Genomic DNA, 20,726 nt, shown 5'->3' with positions numbered 1-20,726 from the left:
TCCCCCTTCTTTTTTTGTAATACCAATCCCAACGCGTTGAATCCCTTGCTTGAGACAGAGCTTGTCTTTTTTGTGCGTTTTTCTCTGAAAAATCTCCTTTAATGCGTCTTTACGGAATCATTGCATCTATTTTTGCTTATTTTGGGCATTTTTTTTTACTCTTTTTAGCAAATGGTGTTAAATTGTGGGATAAAGTGTCGATAAGTGGGATATGGCCGTGTTTCGTGGAATTCATCAAGTGAGTGTGGATGCAAAGGGGCGTATGACGCTTCCGGCCCGCCTACGTGATGAACTTGCTCAATACGAAGAGGAAGGTGTCGTCGTCACTATTGATCCAGCGTCAAAGTGTTTATTGCTTTATCCATTGATTGAGTGGGAACAGATCCAGCAAAAATTGGATAAGTTGCCAAGTTTTCAGCCACAGGCAAGACGGCTTCAGCGACTTTTGGTTGGTCATGCTACAGATTTAGAAGTGGATAAAGCGGGAAGGATTTTATTGCCAGCCCCATTGCGTGATTTTGCCGCTTTAGACCGCAAAGTAACCTTGCTTGGGCAAGGGAAGAAATTAGAAATATGGAGTCAAGATGAGTGGGAGTCCCAGCGCGACGACTACTTATCTCAAGAATCACTCGATGAACTGCAACCAGAAATTATGATGGATATCTCTTTATGACAGACGCGACCTCAAAACATATCAGTGTGATGTTAAATGAGTCGGTAGATATGTTAGTGACCAACACTGACGGACTGTATGTCGACGGGACATTCGGGCGAGGTGGTCATACGCGCCTAGTGTTAGACCGATTGAACGACGGTAAATTATTGGGGTTTGATAAAGACCCAGTGGCAATTGGTTTTGGTAAAGCGCTGGAGTCTGAAGATTCGCGTTTTACGATTGTACAAGACACGTTTGCGGCCATGGCTGAGCACATTAATGAGGTGTTTGGTGTCGATAAAGTCGACGGCATTATGATGGATTTGGGCGTTTCTTCGCCCCAATTAGATGACGCTGAACGTGGTTTTAGTTTTATGAATGATGGTCCGCTTGATATGCGGATGAACCCTGATAAAGGGATGAGTGCGGCTGAATGGATTGCGGTTGCTGGGGAAAAAGAAATTGCCGATGTGATGTATCAATACGGCGAAGAGCGTTTTTCGCGACGCATCGCCAAAGCCATCTGTGAATACCGTTCCCACACGCCAATCATCACTACCTTACAGCTTTCTAAAGTCGTGGCGGAAGCCAACCCAGCTTGGGAAAAAGGAAAAAATCCTGCGACCCGAGCCTTTCAGGGTATTCGAATCTTTATTAATAACGAGTTAGGGGATTTGGAAACCGGATTAGAAGCCGCAACCGAGTCTTTAAAAGTCGGTGGTCGTTTGGTGGTGATTAGTTTCCACTCTTTGGAAGATCGCATCGTAAAACGCTTTATGAAATTGAAAGCGAAAGGGCCTGAATTGCCACGTCATTTGCCGATTCGTAATGCGCATTTAGACATTAAATTTAAAACCATTGGTAAGGCGATTAAACCTTCAGAATCGGAAGTGAGCGACAACGTGAGATCGCGCAGTGCGGTGCTTCGTGTGCTGGAGAAGATAAGTGATTAAGCAACGTTTTTCTCCTTGGCCTACCAGCCTCGGTATCGTTGTTTTAGCCATGATATCTATTTTAGTCGTTGTACAAGTTTATGATTTCAGGACAGATTTTTCTCATCTTCAAGCGTTAAAGAAAGATGAAGTGAATTATGAGGTTACATGGGGGCAGCTGTTGTTAGAACAAAGTGCTCTGACTCAGCCGAGTCGATTAGAGCAAGCTGCCATCAAGGATTTACACATGCATTCCCCCACTCAGGATGAATTAATAATAGTTAAACCATGAATATTGAAAACGGTGCTCACCGTCCAGGAAAATGGCGTTTTAGGTTTGTGTACGGCATTGCGCTAGTATTATTTCTAGTCGCAGGCGGCCGTCTTTTTTACCTGACCGTTGTTGATAAAGAATTCTTGCAGAATCAGGGAGAGATGCGTGCGGTGAGAAGTGAATCTATTCCTGCGACAAGGGGGATGATTCTCGATCGCCGTGGTGAGCCGTTAGCGGTCAGTACGCCAACATGGACCTTGATTGCCAATCCAAAAGCGCTTTGGAATATGGAGCAGGACCCACAGCAGGGGAAAACACCGAGTCAGCAAATCAAGCATTTGGCTGATGCTATGGGGGTTGGGCGTGCTTGGTTGCAAGACAAGTTTGAGAGCAACAAAAATCGCTCTTACATGTATTTGAAGCGACAAGTTGCACCTCATGAAGCGGATCGGATCATGGCTGCTCATGTGGTGGGGGTTAGCAAAACCCGTGAATACAAACGTTTTTATCCTGCCGGAGAAGTGGCCGCTCAAGTGGTTGGCTTTACCAACATTGATGATAAAGGCCAAGAGGGGATAGAGCTTGCTTATGATAAAGCGTTACAGGGAAAACCTGGTAAGCGCACCTTCCTAAAAGATTTGAATGGCAATGTGTTGCGCTCTATCGGCGAAGATGAGCCAGAGCGTCCTGGTCAAAATATAGAATTAAGCATTGATCTGCGTTTGCAATACCTTGCCTACAGAGAGCTGAAAGCGGCGGTGACTGAGCATAGAGCCACATCGGCGTCTGCGGTGATTTTGGATGTGAAGACCGGTGAGATTTTAGCCATGGTCAACCAACCATCTTATAACCCAAATGATCGTTCAACGTTAGAATACGACGAGTTACGAAATCGTGCCGTGATCGATTTATTCGAGCCGGGCTCTACGATGAAGCCTTTCACGGTGTCGGCGGCGCTTATGTCAGGCCAATACAACACAGAATCAACCATTAATACAGCGCCTGGTTACTTGCGTATTGGGCGCTTTACGATTCGAGACGAAGGCAATTATGGAAAAATCAACTTAGAAACATTACTGGTTAAATCCAGTAACGTTGGCGCCTCTAAAATTGCCTTTTCTTTGCCTCAAGATGCCATTTGGAACATAGATTATGAGCTTGGTATTGGCTCTCCTGTTGGCATTGGTTTTCCTGGTGAAGCGACGGGGAATCTACCGTCTCATCCCAAGTGGCACCCTTCTGAAGTGGCAACGCTTTCTTATGGTTATGGCTTATCGGTTTCTACATTGCAGTTAGCGCAAGCCTATATGACCTTGGCTAATGGCGGTTATCGTGTGCCGGTAAGTATTTTCAAACAAGATGGCAAGCCTGTTGGTAAACAAGTGATTCCGCGTCAAGTGGCTAAAAATGTCACGAAAATGATGGAGGCTGTCGTGCAGCGAGGCTCAGGACGAGCGGCTAAAATACCGGGTTACAGCGTAGCGGGTAAAACAGGAACCGTGCACAGGGTCGGCTCAAAAGGGTATGAGTATGATCAATACAACGCTATGTTTGCAGGTTTTGCGCCTGCTTCGAACCCACGCTTGGCCATGGTTATCATGATCAATGATCCAAAGGGTCGTCAATATTATGGTGGTGAAGTCGCAGCACCGGTTTTCTCCCGTGTGATGGAAGGGGCGCTGACGATTTTAAATATTTCACCAGACTTACCTGATGGGTTGCGTGAAGTGCGACTTGATACAAAAAAAGCGCCATATCGGGTGGCGCAAGGGAATTAATATGGCTAATTTGACGCATGCTCAGCTTCTTAATTTAGTCGGGCTTACCGTCGATGAGCCTGCCGCCAGTCAGATCTATACTCATTTAGAAACGGATAGCCGAAAAATGGACCCTAATGGGGTCTTTTTTGCCCTACCAGGGGTGACCAGTCACGGCTGGCTTTATTTAGATAAAGTGGCTGAGTTGGGTGGTCAGGTGGCTGTTGTGCCTGGGCATCTTTCATTGACCCATGATCGCTTGCAGCTGATCCATGTGGACGATCCAGCGGCCTTTCTTGTGGCGTGTCTGTATTCATTTTTCGGGCTTCCGCCAGCCGCTTTGGTGGCGGTAACGGGGACCAATGGTAAGTCTTCGATTTGTTACTACTTGGCTCAATTAGCTGAGTCTATTGGTCATTCTAGTGGTTTGATTGGTACGTTTGGGGTGGGGCCGATTGGCGCGCTGCAAGAGGCGAATCAAACCACACCAGATCTATTGTCATTGCATGAATTGCTGATCCATATGGCGTCTAAATCGATTGATTTTGTGGCCTTTGAAGCGTCTTCACATGCTTTGGATCAAGGGCGCTTGTATGGCGTGCCGTTTCAAACGGCGGTGTTTTCCAATCTCTCTCGTGATCACCTAGATTACCATGGCACTATGGACGCTTATGCGGCTGCAAAACGTCGGTTGTTTTCTTTTCCGGGGGTGACTCGCGGGGTGTTTTGCTTGGACGATCCGTATGCTTCTTTTATGGCGCAAGGTTTGTCGTCAGACAGCGAGCGTTATTATTACAGTGAGAGCAATTCGCAAGCTGATTTTTATGCTACTTCTCTGCGTTTGGCGCCCAATGGTTGTCATTTTACATTGTGTCATCCAGACGGTGAAGATGCGGTCTTTTTGCCACTGCTGGGGCGTTTTAATATTCAAAATGCCTTGGCCGCTTTAGCTAGTTTATGGTCCACCGTAGCGGATAAAGCGCTATTGATTTCTGCGTTGTCGTCCTTGCAAGGGGCGCCTGGTCGCATGGAAAGGGTGGTGTCAGAAAAAGGGCCGGCAGTGGTTGTGGATTATGCCCATACACCAGATGCGCTAAAGGTCGCGTTGCAAGCGTTAAAAGAACATTCTCAAGGGCGTTTGGTGTGTGTGTTTGGGTGTGGTGGTGATCGCGATAAAGGCAAACGTCCCTTGATGTTGCAGGCGGCGTTAGCGTTTGCAGACAGTGTTTGGTTAACCTCGGATAACCCGCGCACCGAATCCCCAGAGCAGATTATTAATGATGCGCTTGCTGGCGCACCTGCGTCAGAGGTGAATGTTGATGTGGATCGTGCCAGTGCGATTGCAAAAGCCATTGAGACCGCTTCGCGTGGCGACATTATTTTGATCGCGGGCAAGGGGCATGAAACGTATCAGGATGTGAATGGTGTAAAGCATCATTTTGACGATAAAGAAGAAGCGGCAAAGGTGCTAAATGGCTATGTTGATTAAACTTTCCTTGTCTCAAATCGCGAGTCTTTGTGGCGGTGTGCTTATTGGGGAAGATCAAGTCATTAAGAATGTGGTTACTGATACTCGCAAGATTCATGGCGGCTGCTTGTTTGTTGCCATTAAAGGTGAGCGCTTTGATGGGCATGACTATGCGCAATCGGCTATGGATCAAGGCGCCATCGCCGTGCTGTCTGAAAAGGATATTTCGGTGTCGAGTTACATCAGAGTGGCGTCCACTGTAGCGGCTTATGGGCGCATAGCGAACGCCATTAGAGAGGCTTTTACTGGCCCTGTTGTCGCGATTACGGGAAGTAACGGTAAAACAACCGTAAAAGATTGGCTGGCTCAATCTCTTGACGAAAAAAATGTGCTAAAAACACGCGCTAATTTGAATAATCAGATTGGTGTGCCGCAGACCTTGCTTGAACTCACTGGTGATCATGACGCGGCTGTGATTGAAGCGGGCACCAGCTTTCCTGGCGAAATTAAAAAGCTGGCGGAAATTATCCGTGCCGATGTGGTGATTTTAACGAACGCCAGTGGCAGTCATTTTGAAGGCTTTGGTAGTTTAGAAGGGATCGCGGTTGAAAAAGGTGAGCTGATTTCAGCCGCTAGAGCGACAGCGACCATTATTTTAAATGCCGATGACGCTTATTTTGATTATTGGAAAACGCTGGCCAATCGGCGTCGTGTTTGCTCCTTCGGGTTTACTGAATCCGCCGATTTGTGTGTTCACGATCTGGTGTTAGAAGCAGAATCGAGTCGTGCTACTTTTACTTATCAAGGGGAGAGTGTGGCGGTTTATGTGTCTGGCGCTGGGCGACATTTGGTGGCGAATGGCATGGCTGTGGTATTGGCGTTGATGGCGCTGGGCATGAGCTTGAAAGACGCTGTTGCTAAGTTAGCGCAACCTGTTCAAGTGCCCGGTAGAATGGAGCGCTTGTTGACAAAAAATAAGGCTCTGTTAATCAATGATTGTTACAATGCCAGCCCTACGTCTGTTGAGGCGGCCATTGATGTATTAGCCATGCAAAAAGTCGAGAAAACTTGGCTTGTTCTTGGTGCATTAGGTGAGTTGGGTGCGCAACAAGATGAGATACATAAAGCACTTGGGGAATATGCTCAACAAAAAGGCATTTCCTGTTTGATCAGTGTCGGTCCGATTGCTGGATTGGCGGCTCAAGCGTTTCGCGCCAATGGCGGCGAGGCGATTTTTTGCCAGACACACAACGAAGCGGCGTCTGTTGTTCAGGCGCTTAATAAGGCACATGCCATTTTAGTGAAAGGGTCTCGCTCTTCTAAAATGGAAAATGTGGTGAATATTTTAACACTTTAGGATGCTATTAACTCATGCTACTCCTGCTGACGGCTTATTTGAGCGAGCACCACACTTTTTTTACCGTTTTTAATTATTTGTCATTGCGCGCCATTTTGGGTGTGCTAACGGCGCTGGCGATTTCTTTGTTGATCGGGAATCGTGTCATTTTATTGTTGCAACGTTTGCAGATTGGACAGGCAATACGAAGCGATGGCCCTCAGTCACACCTGAGTAAAGCGGGCACGCCAACCATGGGCGGCGCGTTGATTATTTTTTCAATTTCCATCAGTACCTTGTTATGGGGAGATCTCTCTAATAAGTACGTTTGGCTTGTATTAGCGGTTATGTGGGCGTTTGGCGTGATTGGTTGGGTGGATGACTACCGTAAAGTGGTTGCGAAAAACTCAAAAGGATTGCCTGCTAAGTGGAAGTATTTTTGGCAAAGTGTGTTTGGTCTAGCGGCCGCTTTCTTTTTGTACTTTACCGCGACCACGCCCGCCGAAACGGCCTTGTTGGTGCCGCTGTTTAAAAATGTGGCCTTGCCTTTAGGTATCTTCTTTGTCGTGTTGACGTATTTTGTGATTGTTGGCACCAGTAATGCGGTAAATTTAACCGATGGTCTTGATGGTCTGGCGATTGTGCCAACGGTTCTGGTCGGCGGGGCGTTAGGGGTATTTGCGTATCTTACTGGTAACGTTCGTTTCGCGGATTATTTGTTGATTCCTTATGTTCATGGCTCAGGTGAGTTGCTGGTGTTTTGCTCGGCTCTGATTGGTGCCGGTTTAGGGTTTTTATGGTTTAACACCTACCCAGCGCAAATTTTCATGGGGGACGTGGGTTCCTTAGCGATGGGGGCTGCCTTGGGCACTATTGCGGTGATTGTTCGCCAAGAATTGGTGTTGTTTATCATGGGCGGTGTTTTTGTAATGGAAACGGTGTCCGTTATTTTGCAGGTGGCGTCTTACAAACTGACCAAGCGGCGTATTTTTAGAATGGCGCCGATACATCATCATTTTGAGCTGAAAGGCTGGGCAGAGCCCAAGGTTATTGTGCGGTTTTGGATTATTACTGTGTGTCTTGTATTGGTTGGTTTTGCCACTCTAAAAGTGCGTTAGGAGCGTTTTATGTCGTTGATCGGGTCAGATCGGATAAGAGCCGTCGTTGGCTTGGGGGCGACAGGTCTCTCTTGTGTGCGCTTTTTGGCAAGTCAGAATATTGATTTTTTTGTCGTGGATTCCCGCGACAACCCTCCAGGGTTAGAGCAGGCTAAAGCGCTTTGCCCTGCGGATCGAATTTTTACCGGCGATTTGGCTGTGCTGGCGCGTTTAGGCGTCAATGAGCTTTATGTTAGCCCCGGTATTCCATTAAAAAACCCTGTGCTGGCGGCGCTTGCTGAAAAAGGCGTGGCCATGCGTGGGGACATTGATCTTTTCTGTGATTATGTAAATGCGCCTTTTGTGGCGATTACCGGGTCTAATGCAAAAAGTACCGTCACCACCTTGGTTGCTAAGCTTCTAGAAGCGTGTGGCAATAACGCCGTAGCGGGCGGTAATCTTGGCTTGCCTGCGTTGGACTTGCTGAGCGCGGGTGTGGATTTTTATGTGCTTGAGTTGTCCAGTTTTCAGCTGGAAACGACCCATGCATTGCAAGCGGATTTGGCCTGTTTGCTGAATGTGTCTGAAGATCATATGGATCGTTATAAAGACCTGTATGAATACCAGCGAGTCAAACAAAAAGTATATCGAGGCTGTAAGGCGGCGGTGTGCAATAAACAAGATATATTAACCGCGCCCTTACTTGCTGAGGGTGTTCCTGTGCGTGCGTTCACCACCAAGAGTCCTGATTTAAAAGAATACGGAATGTTGCCGGATGACGACGGTGCTTGGCTTTGTAAAGGGGTTGAGCGACTTTACCACACGTCAAATATTGCCCTGCAGGGGGCGCATAATTATGCCAATGTGTTGGCGGCGTTGGCGATGATTGAGCTGTTAGGGCAGGATGTTCGCGCGGACGGTGTTGCTCAAGTGTTACGTGAATTTGGTGGCTTGCCACATCGTTGTGAAACGGTACGTACCCATAATGGTGTTGTTTATATTAATGATTCGAAAGGCACGAACGTGGGCGCCACGCTGGCCGCGTTGGAAGGTTTAGGAAACGCCTCTCAGAAACACATACATTTGATTGCCGGTGGTGAGGGGAAAGGGGCTGATTTTTCACCCTTAGCGAAACCTGTTTCTGACTTGGTGCAAAAAACGTATTTATTTGGTAAGGATGCGAGCGTCATTGCTAAGGCCTTGTCGGCATCGTCTGATGTCGAATTTTTTGCGACCTTGGACGAGGTGGTGGCTGCGTTGGCAGGCGAAGTGACGCCGGGTGATATTGTGCTCTTTTCGCCCGCTTGCGCCAGTTTGGATATGTACAAAAACTATGAACAACGTGGGCAGCATTTCATCGATCTGGTTCGTGCTTTATGACCTGGTTGAAGTTCTTTGATCGTGTGACATGGCGAGAGTTTAGCCAGGTTGATTCTATTTTTATTGTTTCTGTGGTGTCAATCTTAGCGTTAGGGATTGTTATGGTGTCGAGCGCATCGATTTCCATTTCTGAAAACATGCATGGCCACCCTTATTTCTTTATGGGTCGCCAGATGCTCTATTTATTAATCGGGCTGGTTTTCGGTTGGGTGATGATCTCGTTACCTACTGATAAGTTGCAACAGTGGGGGATTCTGCTGATGGGCTTGTCGTTTCTGTTGCTGGTGTTGGTGTTGGTGCCAGGGATTGGGAAGAGCGTAAACGGCAGTCGTCGCTGGATCAATTTGGTGGTGTTTAACTTACAGGCGTCCGAAGTGGCCAAGGTCTGTATGGTGGTGTACGTGTCTGGTTATTTGGTACGCCGTGCCGATCGAGTGCGAGAAGGTTGGGTGGGCTTTTTCTTGCCCTTGTGCCTGTGCAGTATTTTTCTTTTGTTTTTGTTGTTTGAACCGGATTTTGGTGCCTCAGTGGTCTTACTGGGTACCGTTATGGCGCTGTTGTTTTTAGGTGGCGCTCCCTTGTACCAATTCTTACTCTTGTTGGTTGCGGCTGTTTGTATGTTGGGGGTAGTGGCGGTTTCTGAAAGTTATCGGATGAAGCGCCTAATGAACTTTATTGATCCATGGGCGGACCCCTTTAATGAGGGCTACCAGCTGAGTCAGGCACTCATTGCCTACGGGCGAGGTGAGTGGTTTGGTTTGGGGCTGGGTAATAGCGTGCAAAAACTCTCCTATTTACCAGAAGCGCACACGGATTTTGTGTTTTCTGTTTGGGTTGAAGAAACCGGTCTGCTAGGTGGCCTGTTTCTGATTGCCTTGTTTGGCATTATGGTCAGTCGAGCCTTTAAAATAGGGCATAAAGCGATGGATCTCTCGCGTCCTTTTTCAGGTTATATGTGTTTTGGTTTTTCGATTCTTATTCTGGCCCAGGTGATTATCAATATTGGGGTGAATACTGGATTTCTGCCGACAAAAGGACTGACTTTGCCCTTGATTAGTTATGGTGGTAGTAGCTTGATTATTACCCTAGGTAGTTTGTTCGTTATTGCGCGAGTGGACATAGAAAATAGGCGATATGAAGCGCAAGCCAGAGACTCTGGTCAAAAGAGTGGAACAGTAGAGAAAAAAGATGAGTGATTCTAAACGTGTTGTCATTATGGCTGGCGGAACGGGTGGGCACATATACCCAGCCTTGGCCAGTGCTCAGCAATTTAAAGAAAAAGGCATGGAGGTCTTCTGGCTGGGTTCGAAAGGTGGCATGGAAGAGTCGCTGGTTCCACAGCACGATATTGCGATTCATACCTTGTCGATAAAAGGGGTGCGAGGAAAGGGCGTTTTGGGACTGTTGTCTGCGCCTTTTCGAATCTTGCATGCGATTGGCCAAGCGGTGGCTTTTCTGCAAAAAATCAAACCTTCTGTGGTGTTAGGTATGGGAGGCTTTGTGGCCGGACCTGGGGCCATTGCCGCTAAATTGCTTGGCATCCCTTTGGTGATTCATGAGCAAAATGCGATAGCGGGCACTACGAATCGAATATTGGCAAAAGTGGCGAATACTCGTCTGCAAGCATTTGATAACGCATTGCCAAACGCCATCACAGTGGGAAACCCAATTCGCGCTGATATTTTATCTCAGACGGTGCGTCCGCCGAGAAGCGGCCAAGGTCGACCACTTAAGTTGCTCGTGGTGGGAGGGAGTCTTGGGGCGAAAGCGATTAATGACATTGTGCCAAATGTGTTGGCGCAATGGGATGGCTCGCAACGTTTGGATGTATGGCATCAAACGGGTAAGCGCAATTTTGAAGCCGTGTCAGCGTTATACGATGAGGTGGGTGTTAAAGCGAGAGTAGAACCTTATTTGGACGGCATGGAGCAGGCCTATTATTGGGCGGATGTGGTGCTCTGCCGTGCTGGAGCAATGACAGTGAGTGAATTGGCGATAGCAGGCTTGCCGTCTATTTTAGTGCCTTTGCCACACGCTATTGATGATCATCAAACCGCAAACGCTCGACACCTTGATGCGGTTGGGGCAGCCTATTTATTGCCTCAGACAGAGTTAACAAGTCAAAAAGTGGTGTCTATTCTAATGGGCTTACTTGAGAGTGAGTCGACTTTACAAAAAATGGGTGAGCAAGCAAAGAAAATAGCGCACCCTACCGCAACACAAGATGTGGTTGCGCATTGTTTAAGGTTAATAAAATGATAGTAAATAAATTTCAATACGATATTCCGACTATGCGTCGCATTCAAAACATCCACTTTATAGGTATTGGTGGGGTGGGGATGTGTGGCATTGCAGAAGTGTTGCATAACCAAGGGTATTCGGTATCAGGTTCTGACTTGAAAGCGTCGGCGACAACGGACAGATTGTCTGAAATGGGCATTAAGGTCTATGTTGGGCATCAGGCTGAAAATGTCTTTGATGCTCATGTTATTGTCGTTTCAACGGCGGTTAATGAACAAAACCCTGAGATTATTTGGGGTAAAGACAATCGCATTCCTATTGTTCGCCGAGCGGAAATGTTGGCAGAGTTGATGCGCTATCGTCACGGTATCGCTGTGGCGGGTACTCATGGTAAAACGACGACGACCAGCCTTATGGCGTCGGTATTGGCGGCCACAGGCGAAGCGCCGACGTTTGTTATTGGTGGGCGTTTAACCAGTGCGGGCGCGAATGCGCAATTAGGAAGTAGCTCTTATTTGGTTGCTGAGGCGGATGAGAGTGACGCTTCTTTCCTACATCTGCAGCCGCAGACCGTCATTATCACTAATATCGATGAAGATCATATGGATACTTATGGTGGTGACTTCGAAAAAGTGAAGCACACCTTTATCGAGTTTGTGCACAACTTGCCGTTTTATGGTTTGGCTGTGCTGTGTGTGGATGATGCGAATGTCAGAGAGATTTTGCCGTCATTGAGTCGTCCAGTGCTGACCTACGGGATCGAGCATGAAGCTGACTTTTATGCGACAGACATAGTTCAAACTGGGCGTTTTTGTGAATTTACCGCTCACCGCCCTGAAGGCGAGCCGTTAAAAATTCGTTTGCCAATGCCGGGAATGCACAACGTATTAAACGCTTTATCAACGATTGCGGTTGCGACGGATTTGGGTGTTGATGCGGCGGCTATTCAGGCTGGTTTAATGGGGTTTGAAGGGGTGGGTCGCCGCTTCCAAGAGCAAACGCCATTGGCTTTGTCGGATGGTTCCGAAGTGATGTTTGTGGACGATTATGGCCATCATCCAAGTGAAGTGCTTGCTACCATCAAAGCGATTCGAGCGGGCTGGCCAGAAAAGCGTTTGGTGATGATTTATCAGCCTCATCGATTCTCTCGAACGCGTGACTTGTATGAAGATTTTGTGCGTGTCTTGTCGCAAGTGGATGTGCTCTTGTTGCTGGACGTTTACTCAGCAGGAGAGACGCCGATTAATGGCGCTGACAGCCGATCTTTATGTGGCAGTATTCGCCAACGGGGTACGGTAGACCCTGTGCACGTAGGCAGTGTGACGGATTTACGTTCTATCTTGAGCAATGTGCTTAAGAAAGACGATTTATTGATTACTCAAGGCGCTGGCGATATTGGTTTGATTTCTAAAAATTTAGCAACCAGTGGGATACAGTAAATGTCATCAAGTTTAAAAGAATCCGTTATTGCCGTGATTTATGGTGGGCGTTCCGCTGAGCGGGACGTGTCCTTGCAAAGTGGGCCATTGGTTGTTGAGGGGTTGCGTGCCTCTGGTTATCAAGTGGTGGCCATTGACTTATATGGTGCTGAAGGGCTGGATCCAGTGAAGCAGCTGCAGTCGATTGAGTTTGATCTGGCTTTTATTGCCCTTCACGGTGGCGAAGGGGAAGATGGGCGCATCCAAGCGTTGTTAGACATGATGGGTAAGCCTTATACCGGAAGCTCTCCTTTCGCTTGTGGTTTTGCGATGGATAAGGTCATGACTAAGCGCTTTTGGAAGGGGATTGGTATTGCAACGCCTGCCTACTTGTCATTTGAGGGGCAGCCAGATCCTGCGGTGATTGAAGAGTCCATGTCTTATCCGCTGATTATTAAGCCGTCTCGAGAAGGGTCGACGATTGGTATTAATAAAGCGAATGATCGTTCTGAGCTCTTGTCTGCGTTAACCAATGCGCTTGAGTTTGATTCGGATATTTTAGTCGAAGAGTTTGTGGATGGGCCTGAATACACGGTGGCCATTATTGATGATGTGGTGTATCCCGCTATTGGTCTTAAAGCATCATCCACCCATGAGTTGTATGACTACGATGCCAAATATTTGGCAGAAGATACTCAATATTTGTTGCCGTGTGGCTTGAGCGAGGATGATGAAGCTGAACTTCAGTCCTTGGCCTTAGAGGCTTATCAGTCGCTAGGTTGTACTGGTTGGGGGCGTGTTGATGTGATGCGTGATCAGCAGGGTGTGTTTTGGGTGTTAGAGGTGAATACGTCGCCCGGAATGACCTCCCATAGCTTGGTTCCTATGGCGGCTAACCATGTAGGGTTAAGTTACAATGGGTTGGTTGAAAAGATAGCACTGAATGCATGGCATGGTGCGCAGCGTGATTAAATTATGAGGCTCGCCGCGCTTATTGGGGCTGTATTGTTGATCGTAGTGGCTTTATTTCAAGGGGATGATTCTCCTGATAGTTGGTTTGCGATCAAGAAGATAGATGTGAAGGGTGAGTTGAAGTATGCCTCTGCCACGGCGCTGCAAAAAGACTATCAGTCTTTGCTGGGAAAAAACTTATTGACGACATCGCTAGTGTCAATAAAGTCTATTGCTCTGTCGCCGCAATGGGTGGAAAGTGTAGAGGTACGTAAAGTTTGGCCGAATACGCTGCAGATACTTGTTCGAGAGTATAAACCTCTCGCATACTGGGGAGATAGGCAAATAATTTCCACAGGAGCGGTAGTAATATCGCCGCGAGCACTACCAGATTTGCCGCTTCCTAAGTTGTACGGACCTGAAGATACCAGCGATCTGGTACTAGAACAGTTTGGATTGATTAGTCAGGTACTGTCTTCGACGTCACTGCGCATTGAAAAACTCAGTTTAGAGCTGCGAGGAGCGTGGAATATTACTTTCACCAATGGTGTGAAGGTAAAGTTAGGAAGAGAGGAAATTTTAGAGAGATTACAACGCTTTATAGCGGTGTATAAAAGTGATTTATCGGGTAGAATAGATCAAATTAGCTCCATCGACGCGCGTTACCCTCATGGGGTTGCCGTTGCCTGGAAAGAAACAAAATAAACTTGGCCTGTTTGTTGCTTTTTTAAACAAGGTAGAGGGCGGTTCTAACAGCACTAAAATGCCGGGAAGGTTAAATGATAGTCGGTTTGGATGTAGGCACATCAAAAGTTATTTGCTTAGTCGGAGAAGTTCTGGCTGACGGTAGTTTGGAAATTGTCGGTATTGGCTCTCACAGCTCTAAGGGAATGAAGCGCGGTGTTGTTATTAATATTGAATCGACCGTTCAATCTATACAGAGAGCTGTAGAAGAAGCTGAATTAATGGCAGGGTGTAATATTCATTCTGTTTACGTGAGTGTTGCGGGAAGTCATATTCGAAGCTTGAATTCCCATGGTATTGTTGCGGTCAAAAATGGTGAAGTGCAAAAAGAAGATGTAGATCGAGTGATTGATGCAGCGCAAGCGGTACCGATTTCTTCTGATCAACGTGTTCTGCATATTCTCCCGCAGGAATATCACATTGACTCGCAAGAAGGCATTAAAGATCCTTTAGGCATGTCTGGGGTTCGCTTAGAAGCCAATGTGCATATGATTTCAGGCGCCGCGAATGCGGTGATGAATGTTGAAAAATGCATTAAACGTTGTGGTCTGGGTGTCGATGGTGTGATTTTATCGCAACTGGCGTCCAGTGAGTCTTCCTTGAGCGAAGATGAGAAAGAGTTAGGCGTTTGCTTGGTGGACATTGGTGCGGGTACATCGGATATCGCGGTTTGGCTTGATGGTGCGTTGCATCATACTGCGGTGGTACCAGTAGCAGGGGATCAAGTGACGAACGACATTTCTATGGCGTTGCGTACTCCGACTCAGCATGCGGAAGAAATTAAAGTGAAATACGCTTGCGCTATGTCCTCGCTCGCCACAGTCGACCAGGCTATTCAGGTGCCAAGTGTCGGGGACAGACAGCCAAGAACAATTTCTCGCCATGCTCTAGCAGAGGTGGTTGAAGCAAGGTATGAAGAAATTTACAGTTTAATTCAAGATGAATTAAGACGCAGCGGATACGCCGAGCGCATCCCTGCAGGTATTGTAATTACTGGCGGTACCTCTCTTATGGAGGGGGCTGCTGAGTTAGCAGAAAGAGTATTTGATATGCCAGTTCGCTTATCGGTACCAGATTGTGCTAAAGGAATGTCGGACATTGTCGATAACCCGATATATTCAACAAGTGTTGGATTATTGGCTTATGGAAGTAAGGAGGCTGAGACTGCTGAGCCCTCTAAGCAAGTTATGTCTAAGACGCAAAATAAACGAGATACATCATTGCTAGCAGCAAAAGAAACCGGGTCGTCCTTCAGTGCAGCGAAGGTGTGGCACAATGTAAAACACTGGTTTCAGAGCTACATGTAGTTAGCGTTGAGAACGAATTAATTAAGGAGCTATAAGCCCATGAACGTCTTTGATTTAGCCGATGAAAATTTATCTGATAACGCTGTTATTAAGGTTATCGGTGTTGGTGGTGGTGGCGGTAACGCTGTTCGTCACATGCTTGAAAGTCAGTTGGAGGGGGTTGAATTTATCTGCGCCAACACTGACTCCAAAGCACTAACGGGTTTTGATACTGGAGTATCTTTACAGTTAGGCACAACGATTACAAAAGGTCTTGGAGCGGGTGCGAACCCAGAAGTTGGTCGTGATTCGGCGCTTGAAGATCAAGAAAAAATTACACAATTGTTAACCGGTGCCGATATGGTGTTTATCACCGCAGGCATGGGCGGTGGTACAGGTACAGGTGCTGCGCCAGTAATTGCTAAAGTGGCCCGTGAACTTGGTATTCTGACGGTTGCTGTGGTGACTAAACCGTTTCCTTTCGAAGGACGTCGTCGCGCAAGAGTGGCAGAAGAAGGTGTTAAAGAATTGCGTGAAAATGTCGATTCATTAATTACTGTTCCAAATGAGCGCTTATTACCAGTATTGGGAAAAAATATTTCTCTACTGAAAGCGTTTGGTGAAGCCAACAATGTTTTGTTTAATGCGGTTCAGGGTATTACCGATTTGATTATGCGCCCTGGCTTGATCAACGTTGACTTTGCAGACGTAAGAACAGTGATGTCTGAAATGGGCATGGCGATGATGGGAACAGGTTCGGCTTCTGGTGATGACCGAGCAAGAGTGGCGGCGGAAGCGGCTATTCACAACCCATTGTTGGAAGACATTAACCTTAGAGGCGCCCGTGGTGTCCTAGTAAACATCACAGCTAACGAAGAAGTTGGTTTGTCAGAGTTTACTGAGGTTGGTGGGATTATTGAAGAATACGCATCAGAAGATGCGACTGTTGTAATTGGTTGTGCAATCGATCCAAGTGTTGGAGACGAGATGCGAGTTACAGTGGTTGCGACTGGTTTAGAAGGGCATTCCTCTGCAGAAATGCAGTCCGCTGTAGGAGAGTCAGTTGTTTCTCAACCAGTGCAGGCAAGTGTTGAACGTGTTGTTGAAGAAAAGCAAGTTGTTGCGCCTCAACAGCGATCAGCGTCTAGACCTGTTGCTGCTTCCTCTGCGGTTAAGCGAGAAGAAGCGGTTGAGAAAAGCTCGGACTCTGAAGGGGGCGATTTGAACGAATCTGCTTCATCAGCGAGTGGTGATAAATTGTCATACTTGGACATTCCCGCTTTTTTGCGTCGGCAAGCTGATTAGTTTGCGTAAAAAAGATGCAAGCATAAGGCGTTGAATTGTATAAAAATTGTGTTATTGATATTATTTCTTAATTGAAAATATATCTTGTCATGTAAGTGTAGGAATCTAATGGTACGTCAACACACATTAAAAAACATTATTCGAGCTACCGGTGTAGGTCTTCACTCAGGTGAGAAGGTGTATTTGACATTAAAGCCGGCTCCTGTAAACACAGGGATAGTTTTTGTCCGTACAGACTTGGATCCAGTAGTGGAAATTCCTGGTGATGCACGCGCAGTTGGCTCAACAAATTTCGCTACGGCTTTATGCAAAGGAGATGTGAAGGTTAGTACCGTAGAACATCTACTCTCTGCTATGGCTGGCTTGGGTGTGGATAACGCCTATGTCGAAGTGAGCGCTAGTGAAGTTCCATTAATGGATGGCAGTGCCAGCCCATTTGTGTTTCTTCTTCAGTCTGCAGGCTTGGAAGCGCAAAGTGCGCCTAAGAAGTTTATTCGTATTAAGAAGCCGATTCGAGTTGAAGACGGTGACAAATACGCAACTTTAGAGCCTCATACTGGTTTTCGCTTGTCATTCACTATTGATTTTCAGCATCCAGCGATTGGTGAAGATGTTCAGCATACTTCTTTTGATTTCTCTACAACGACCTTCGTTAAAGAAATCAGTCGAGCTCGAACATTTGGTTTTATGAAGGACCTTGAGTACTTCAAAAACAACAATCTAGCACGCGGTGCTAACATGGAAAATGCCATCGTACTTGATGATTTCCGTGTACTGAATGACGAAGGCTTGCGCTACCGCGATGAGTTAGTCAGACATAAAGTGCTGGATGCAATTGGTGATTTGTATCTTCTTGGTCATAGTTTGATCGGGGAATACAAGGCTTTTAAATCTGGACATGCTTTGAATAATAAGCTTTTGTTGGCACTACTTGAGCAGCAAGAAGCTTGGGAATATGTTGTCTTCGAAGACGAAGCTCAAGCAAAACCTATTTCGTATGTTGAGCCTGCCTTCGCTGGCGCTTAATAATTGATCGAATTGCTAAAAATCGCCAAAAAGCCAGACTAAATGTCTGGCTTTTTTGTGTTTAGTGCCTTGATATTTCATGTTTTGTCCCACATTACCGTGGTAGACTCTATTCATTACTAATTTGGCTGCGTTGTATTCAAGATGTTAGGAACTGTAATTAAAAAGGTAATCGGTACAAAGAATGACCGAGAAGTGAAACGATTTAAAAAAGTCGTTACTCAAATTAATAAGCTTGAAGAATCTTTCAGCAAGCTCTCCGATGACGAACTTTCCGCTAAGACAAATGAGTTTCGCGAGCGAGTATCAAAAGGTGAATCCTTAGACGCTTTATTGCCTGAAGCTTTTGCGACGGTTCGAGAAGGCAGTCGCAGGGTGATGGGAATGCGGCATTTTGATGTGCAGCTGATCGGCGGCATGGTCCTTCATGAAGGTAAAATTGCAGAGATGCGTACCGGTGAAGGTAAAACGCTTGTAGCGACGCTGGCTGTATATTTGAATGCAATTTCCTCTAAAGGGGTTCATGTTGTTACCGTGAATGACTATCTCGCGAAGCGTGACGCCAATTGGATGCGTCCGCTTTATGAGTTTTTAGACATGAGTGTCGGTGTTGTGTTTTCTGGCCAAGACCGAGATGACAAGCGAGCTGCTTATTTAAGTGACATTACCTATGGCACAAATAACGAATTTGGTTTCGATTATTTGCGCGATAACATGGTCTTTCGTTTTGAAGATAGAGTGCAGCGTGAGCTTAACTTTACTGTTGTCGATGAGGTTGACTCTATCCTTATTGATGAAGCCAGAACGCCGTTAATTATTTCTGGTGCGGTAGAAGACAGCTCAGAACAGTATCGAAAGATCAATCACTTGCCGCCGTTGTTAACGCGACAAGAGGCTGAAGAAGCTACGGAAGAGGCGAGCGGGCATTATGTGTTCGATGAGTCTCAGAAGAGCATTGAGCTGACTGAAAATGGTCACCAGTTTGTAGAAAGTTGGTTGGTTGAGCAGGGTATGCTGCAAGAAGGCGACAGTCTATATGCGGCGGGTAACTTGTCGTTGTTGCATCATGTTCATGCGTGTCTAAAAGCCCATGTCATCTTTCGTAAAAACATTGATTATGTGGTTCAAAACAATGAAGTGGTTATTGTTGATGAGCACACCGGACGTACGATGCAAGGTCGACGTTGGTCAGAAGGTATTCACCAGGCAGTAGAAGCCAAAGAAGGTGTTACCATTCAGGCTGAAAGTCAGACATTGGCATCGACGACCTTCCAGAACTACTTCCGCTTGTACGAGAACTTGTCTGGTATGACGGGGACCGCGGACACTGAAGCGTTCGAATTTCAGCAAATCTATGGCTTGTCTGTTGTGGTTATTCCGACCAATAAACAAGTTCAGCGAAAAGATTTCAATGACCTTATCTACATGTCTACTGAAGATAAGTTTGAGGCGATTGTTGTTGATATTGAAGAAAATGTGGCTCAAGGGCGTCCTATCCTCGTGGGTACTGCGTCGATAGAATATTCTGAGTTGTTGTCTGAATACCTCAATAAGAAAAACATTAAACACAATGTGTTGAATGCCAAGCAGCATGAGCGTGAAGCGCAAATTGTTGCGGAAGCGGGTCGTCCGGGCGCTGTTACTATTGCGACTAACATGGCGGGTCGAGGCACGGATATTGTGTTGGGTGGTAACTTACAGGTTGAGATTGATCAACTTGGTGAGTCTGCTTCCCAAGAAGAAATTGATGCTTTGAAAGCGGACTGGAAACAGCGCAACGAAGCGGTATTGGCTGCAGGTGGTTTGCATATTATTGGTACGGAGCGTCATGAATCGCGTCGTATAGATAATCAGTTGCGTGGCCGAGCGGGTCGTCAAGGTGATGTGGGTTCTTCGCGTTTTTACTTGTCTCTTGAAGATAGCTTAATGCGAATCTTCATGTCTGATCGCATCAAGAAAATGATGATGGCGTTGGGTATGGAGAAGGGAGAAGCCATTGAACATAAAATGGTCTCAAATGCGATTGAAAAAGCCCAGCGTAAAGTAGAGGGGCGCAACTTCGATATTCGTAAGCAATTGCTTGAATACGATGATGTGGCGAATGATCAGCGTCAGGTTATCTACCGTCAGCGTTTCGATATGATGGTGTCGGAAGATTTATCAGAAGCGATTTCTGCGATGCGTGAAGAAGTGGTAACGAATTTAATTGATGAATTTGTTCCGCCGCAAAGTGTTTATGATCAATGGGACCTAAAAGGTCTAGAAGATAAAATTCGTAATGAATTTGGTCTTGAGTTACCTGTTGCGCAATGGGTAGAAGAAGATTCGAAATTGTACGAAGAGCCATTGCGTCAAAAAATCCTTGATGCTTTTGTTAGTGATTATGCTGAGAAAGAGTCTGCAGCCGGTGCTGAGCCGCTTAGATCTTTTGAGAAGCAAGTGTTGCTGCAAGTATTGGATACGCTTTGGAAAGAGCATTTGCAAACAATGGACATGCTTCGTCAGGGTATTCACTTACGTGGTTATGCTCAGAAGAATCCAAAGCAAGAATATAAGCGAGAAGCGTTTGAGCTTTTCCAAGATTTGCTGGAGCAGGTCAAATTTGAAGTGATCCAGATAGTCACGCGAGTGAAGGTTCAATCGCCTGAAGAATCTGAAAAAATCGAAGAAGCGCGTCGACTTCATGAAGAAAAAACTCAGCTAAGCATGCAGCACGAGTCTACATCGGTACTTTCTGATGATGGTGTTGCTGGAGATGGCGCACAATACCCTAAAGTTGGGCGTAATGAGCCTTGTCCTTGTGGGTCTGGTAAAAAATACAAGCAATGTCATGGCAGTCTGGTTTAGTAGAGGGTA

At 46.4% G+C, this 20,726-nt stretch carries 17 protein-coding genes; all 17 read left to right on the top strand.

The genetic code is table 11. From position 1 onward, the window contains the following. The first annotated feature begins 217 nt into the window (after positions 1-217). The 17 genes from mraZ to secA all read left to right on the top strand — a co-directional run bounded on the left by mraZ (position 218) and on the right by secA (position 20,717). A complete protein-coding gene (gene mraZ / locus ACIGBN_RS03705; protein ID WP_133003218.1) occupies positions 218-673 on the top strand; it encodes a division/cell wall cluster transcriptional repressor MraZ in 456 nt (151 codons plus the stop codon). Next, on the top strand, positions 670-1,608 hold the full coding sequence (rsmH, locus tag ACIGBN_RS03700; RefSeq protein WP_133003219.1) for a 16S rRNA (cytosine(1402)-N(4))-methyltransferase RsmH: 939 nt from the start codon (positions 670-672) through the stop codon (positions 1,606-1,608). The genes mraZ and rsmH overlap by 4 nt, the downstream gene beginning before the upstream one ends. Continuing rightward, positions 1,601-1,879: a cell division protein FtsL gene (gene ftsL, locus ACIGBN_RS03695; protein WP_341563797.1), complete on the top strand. Its 279-nt coding sequence runs from the start codon at positions 1,601-1,603 to the stop codon at positions 1,877-1,879. The genes rsmH and ftsL overlap by 8 nt, the downstream gene beginning before the upstream one ends. After that, positions 1,876-3,639, top strand: a complete 1,764-nt coding sequence (locus ACIGBN_RS03690; protein ID WP_396663713.1) for a peptidoglycan D,D-transpeptidase FtsI family protein — start codon at positions 1,876-1,878, stop codon at positions 3,637-3,639. The genes ftsL and ACIGBN_RS03690 overlap by 4 nt, the downstream gene beginning before the upstream one ends. A gap of 1 nt (position 3,640) precedes the next feature. Further along, positions 3,641-5,107 (top strand): UDP-N-acetylmuramoyl-L-alanyl-D-glutamate--2,6-diaminopimelate ligase, encoded by a 1,467-nt coding sequence (locus ACIGBN_RS03685; protein WP_396663711.1) that lies wholly within the window; start codon positions 3,641-3,643, stop codon positions 5,105-5,107. Next, entirely contained in the window at positions 5,097-6,443 is a 1,347-nt protein-coding gene (murF, locus tag ACIGBN_RS03680) for a UDP-N-acetylmuramoyl-tripeptide--D-alanyl-D-alanine ligase (protein WP_396663709.1), read from the top strand. Before ACIGBN_RS03685 ends, murF begins: the two co-directional genes overlap by 11 nt. A 14-nt stretch (positions 6,444-6,457) precedes the next feature. After that, the gene (gene mraY / locus ACIGBN_RS03675; RefSeq protein ID WP_396663707.1) at positions 6,458-7,540 is read left to right on the top strand and encodes a phospho-N-acetylmuramoyl-pentapeptide-transferase; all 1,083 of its coding nucleotides are present in this window, start codon (positions 6,458-6,460) and stop codon (positions 7,538-7,540) included. Positions 7,541-7,549: 9 nt separating this feature from the next. Beyond that, complete coding sequence (murD, locus tag ACIGBN_RS03670; RefSeq protein ID WP_396663705.1) at positions 7,550-8,899, top strand: UDP-N-acetylmuramoyl-L-alanine--D-glutamate ligase; 1,350 nt, start codon at positions 7,550-7,552, stop codon at positions 8,897-8,899. Further along, positions 8,896-10,095: a putative lipid II flippase FtsW gene (gene ftsW, locus ACIGBN_RS03665; RefSeq protein ID WP_341567158.1), complete on the top strand. Its 1,200-nt coding sequence runs from the start codon at positions 8,896-8,898 to the stop codon at positions 10,093-10,095. The genes murD and ftsW overlap by 4 nt, the downstream gene beginning before the upstream one ends. Beyond that, positions 10,088-11,158, top strand: coding sequence for an undecaprenyldiphospho-muramoylpentapeptide beta-N-acetylglucosaminyltransferase (murG, locus tag ACIGBN_RS03660; protein WP_396663703.1), 1,071 nt, complete (start codon positions 10,088-10,090; stop codon positions 11,156-11,158). Before ftsW ends, murG begins: the two co-directional genes overlap by 8 nt. After that, positions 11,155-12,579, top strand: coding sequence for a UDP-N-acetylmuramate--L-alanine ligase (gene murC, locus ACIGBN_RS03655; protein WP_396663701.1), 1,425 nt, complete (start codon positions 11,155-11,157; stop codon positions 12,577-12,579). Before murG ends, murC begins: the two co-directional genes overlap by 4 nt. Continuing rightward, positions 12,580-13,530: a D-alanine--D-alanine ligase gene (locus ACIGBN_RS03650; protein WP_396663699.1), complete on the top strand. Its 951-nt coding sequence runs from the start codon at positions 12,580-12,582 to the stop codon at positions 13,528-13,530. 33 nt (positions 13,531-13,563) lie between these two features. Next, complete coding sequence (locus tag ACIGBN_RS03645; RefSeq protein ID WP_243712015.1) at positions 13,564-14,214, top strand: cell division protein FtsQ/DivIB; 651 nt, start codon at positions 13,564-13,566, stop codon at positions 14,212-14,214. 74 nt (positions 14,215-14,288) lie between these two features. Beyond that, the gene (gene ftsA, locus ACIGBN_RS03640; protein WP_133003231.1) at positions 14,289-15,560 is read left to right on the top strand and encodes a cell division protein FtsA; all 1,272 of its coding nucleotides are present in this window, start codon (positions 14,289-14,291) and stop codon (positions 15,558-15,560) included. Between the two features lie 39 nt (positions 15,561-15,599). Continuing rightward, entirely contained in the window at positions 15,600-16,844 is a 1,245-nt protein-coding gene (ftsZ, locus tag ACIGBN_RS03635; protein ID WP_133003232.1) for a cell division protein FtsZ, read from the top strand. A 108-nt stretch (positions 16,845-16,952) separates the two neighbouring features. Next, entirely contained in the window at positions 16,953-17,870 is a 918-nt protein-coding gene (lpxC, locus tag ACIGBN_RS03630; RefSeq protein WP_133003233.1) for a UDP-3-O-acyl-N-acetylglucosamine deacetylase, read from the top strand. Positions 17,871-18,014: 144 nt separating this feature from the next. Next, positions 18,015-20,717 carry a preprotein translocase subunit SecA gene (gene secA, locus ACIGBN_RS03625; protein ID WP_396663696.1) on the top strand — a complete coding sequence of 901 codons (2,703 nt, stop codon included), beginning with the start codon at positions 18,015-18,017 and terminating at the stop codon, positions 20,715-20,717. Positions 20,718-20,726: the final 9 nt, after the last annotated feature.

Source organism: Marinomonas sp. NPDC078689 (genome assembly GCF_044542435.1).
Lineage (GTDB): Bacteria > Pseudomonadota > Gammaproteobacteria > Pseudomonadales > Marinomonadaceae > Marinomonas > Marinomonas arenicola.
This window is presented reverse-complemented; position numbering and strand designations above follow the sequence as displayed.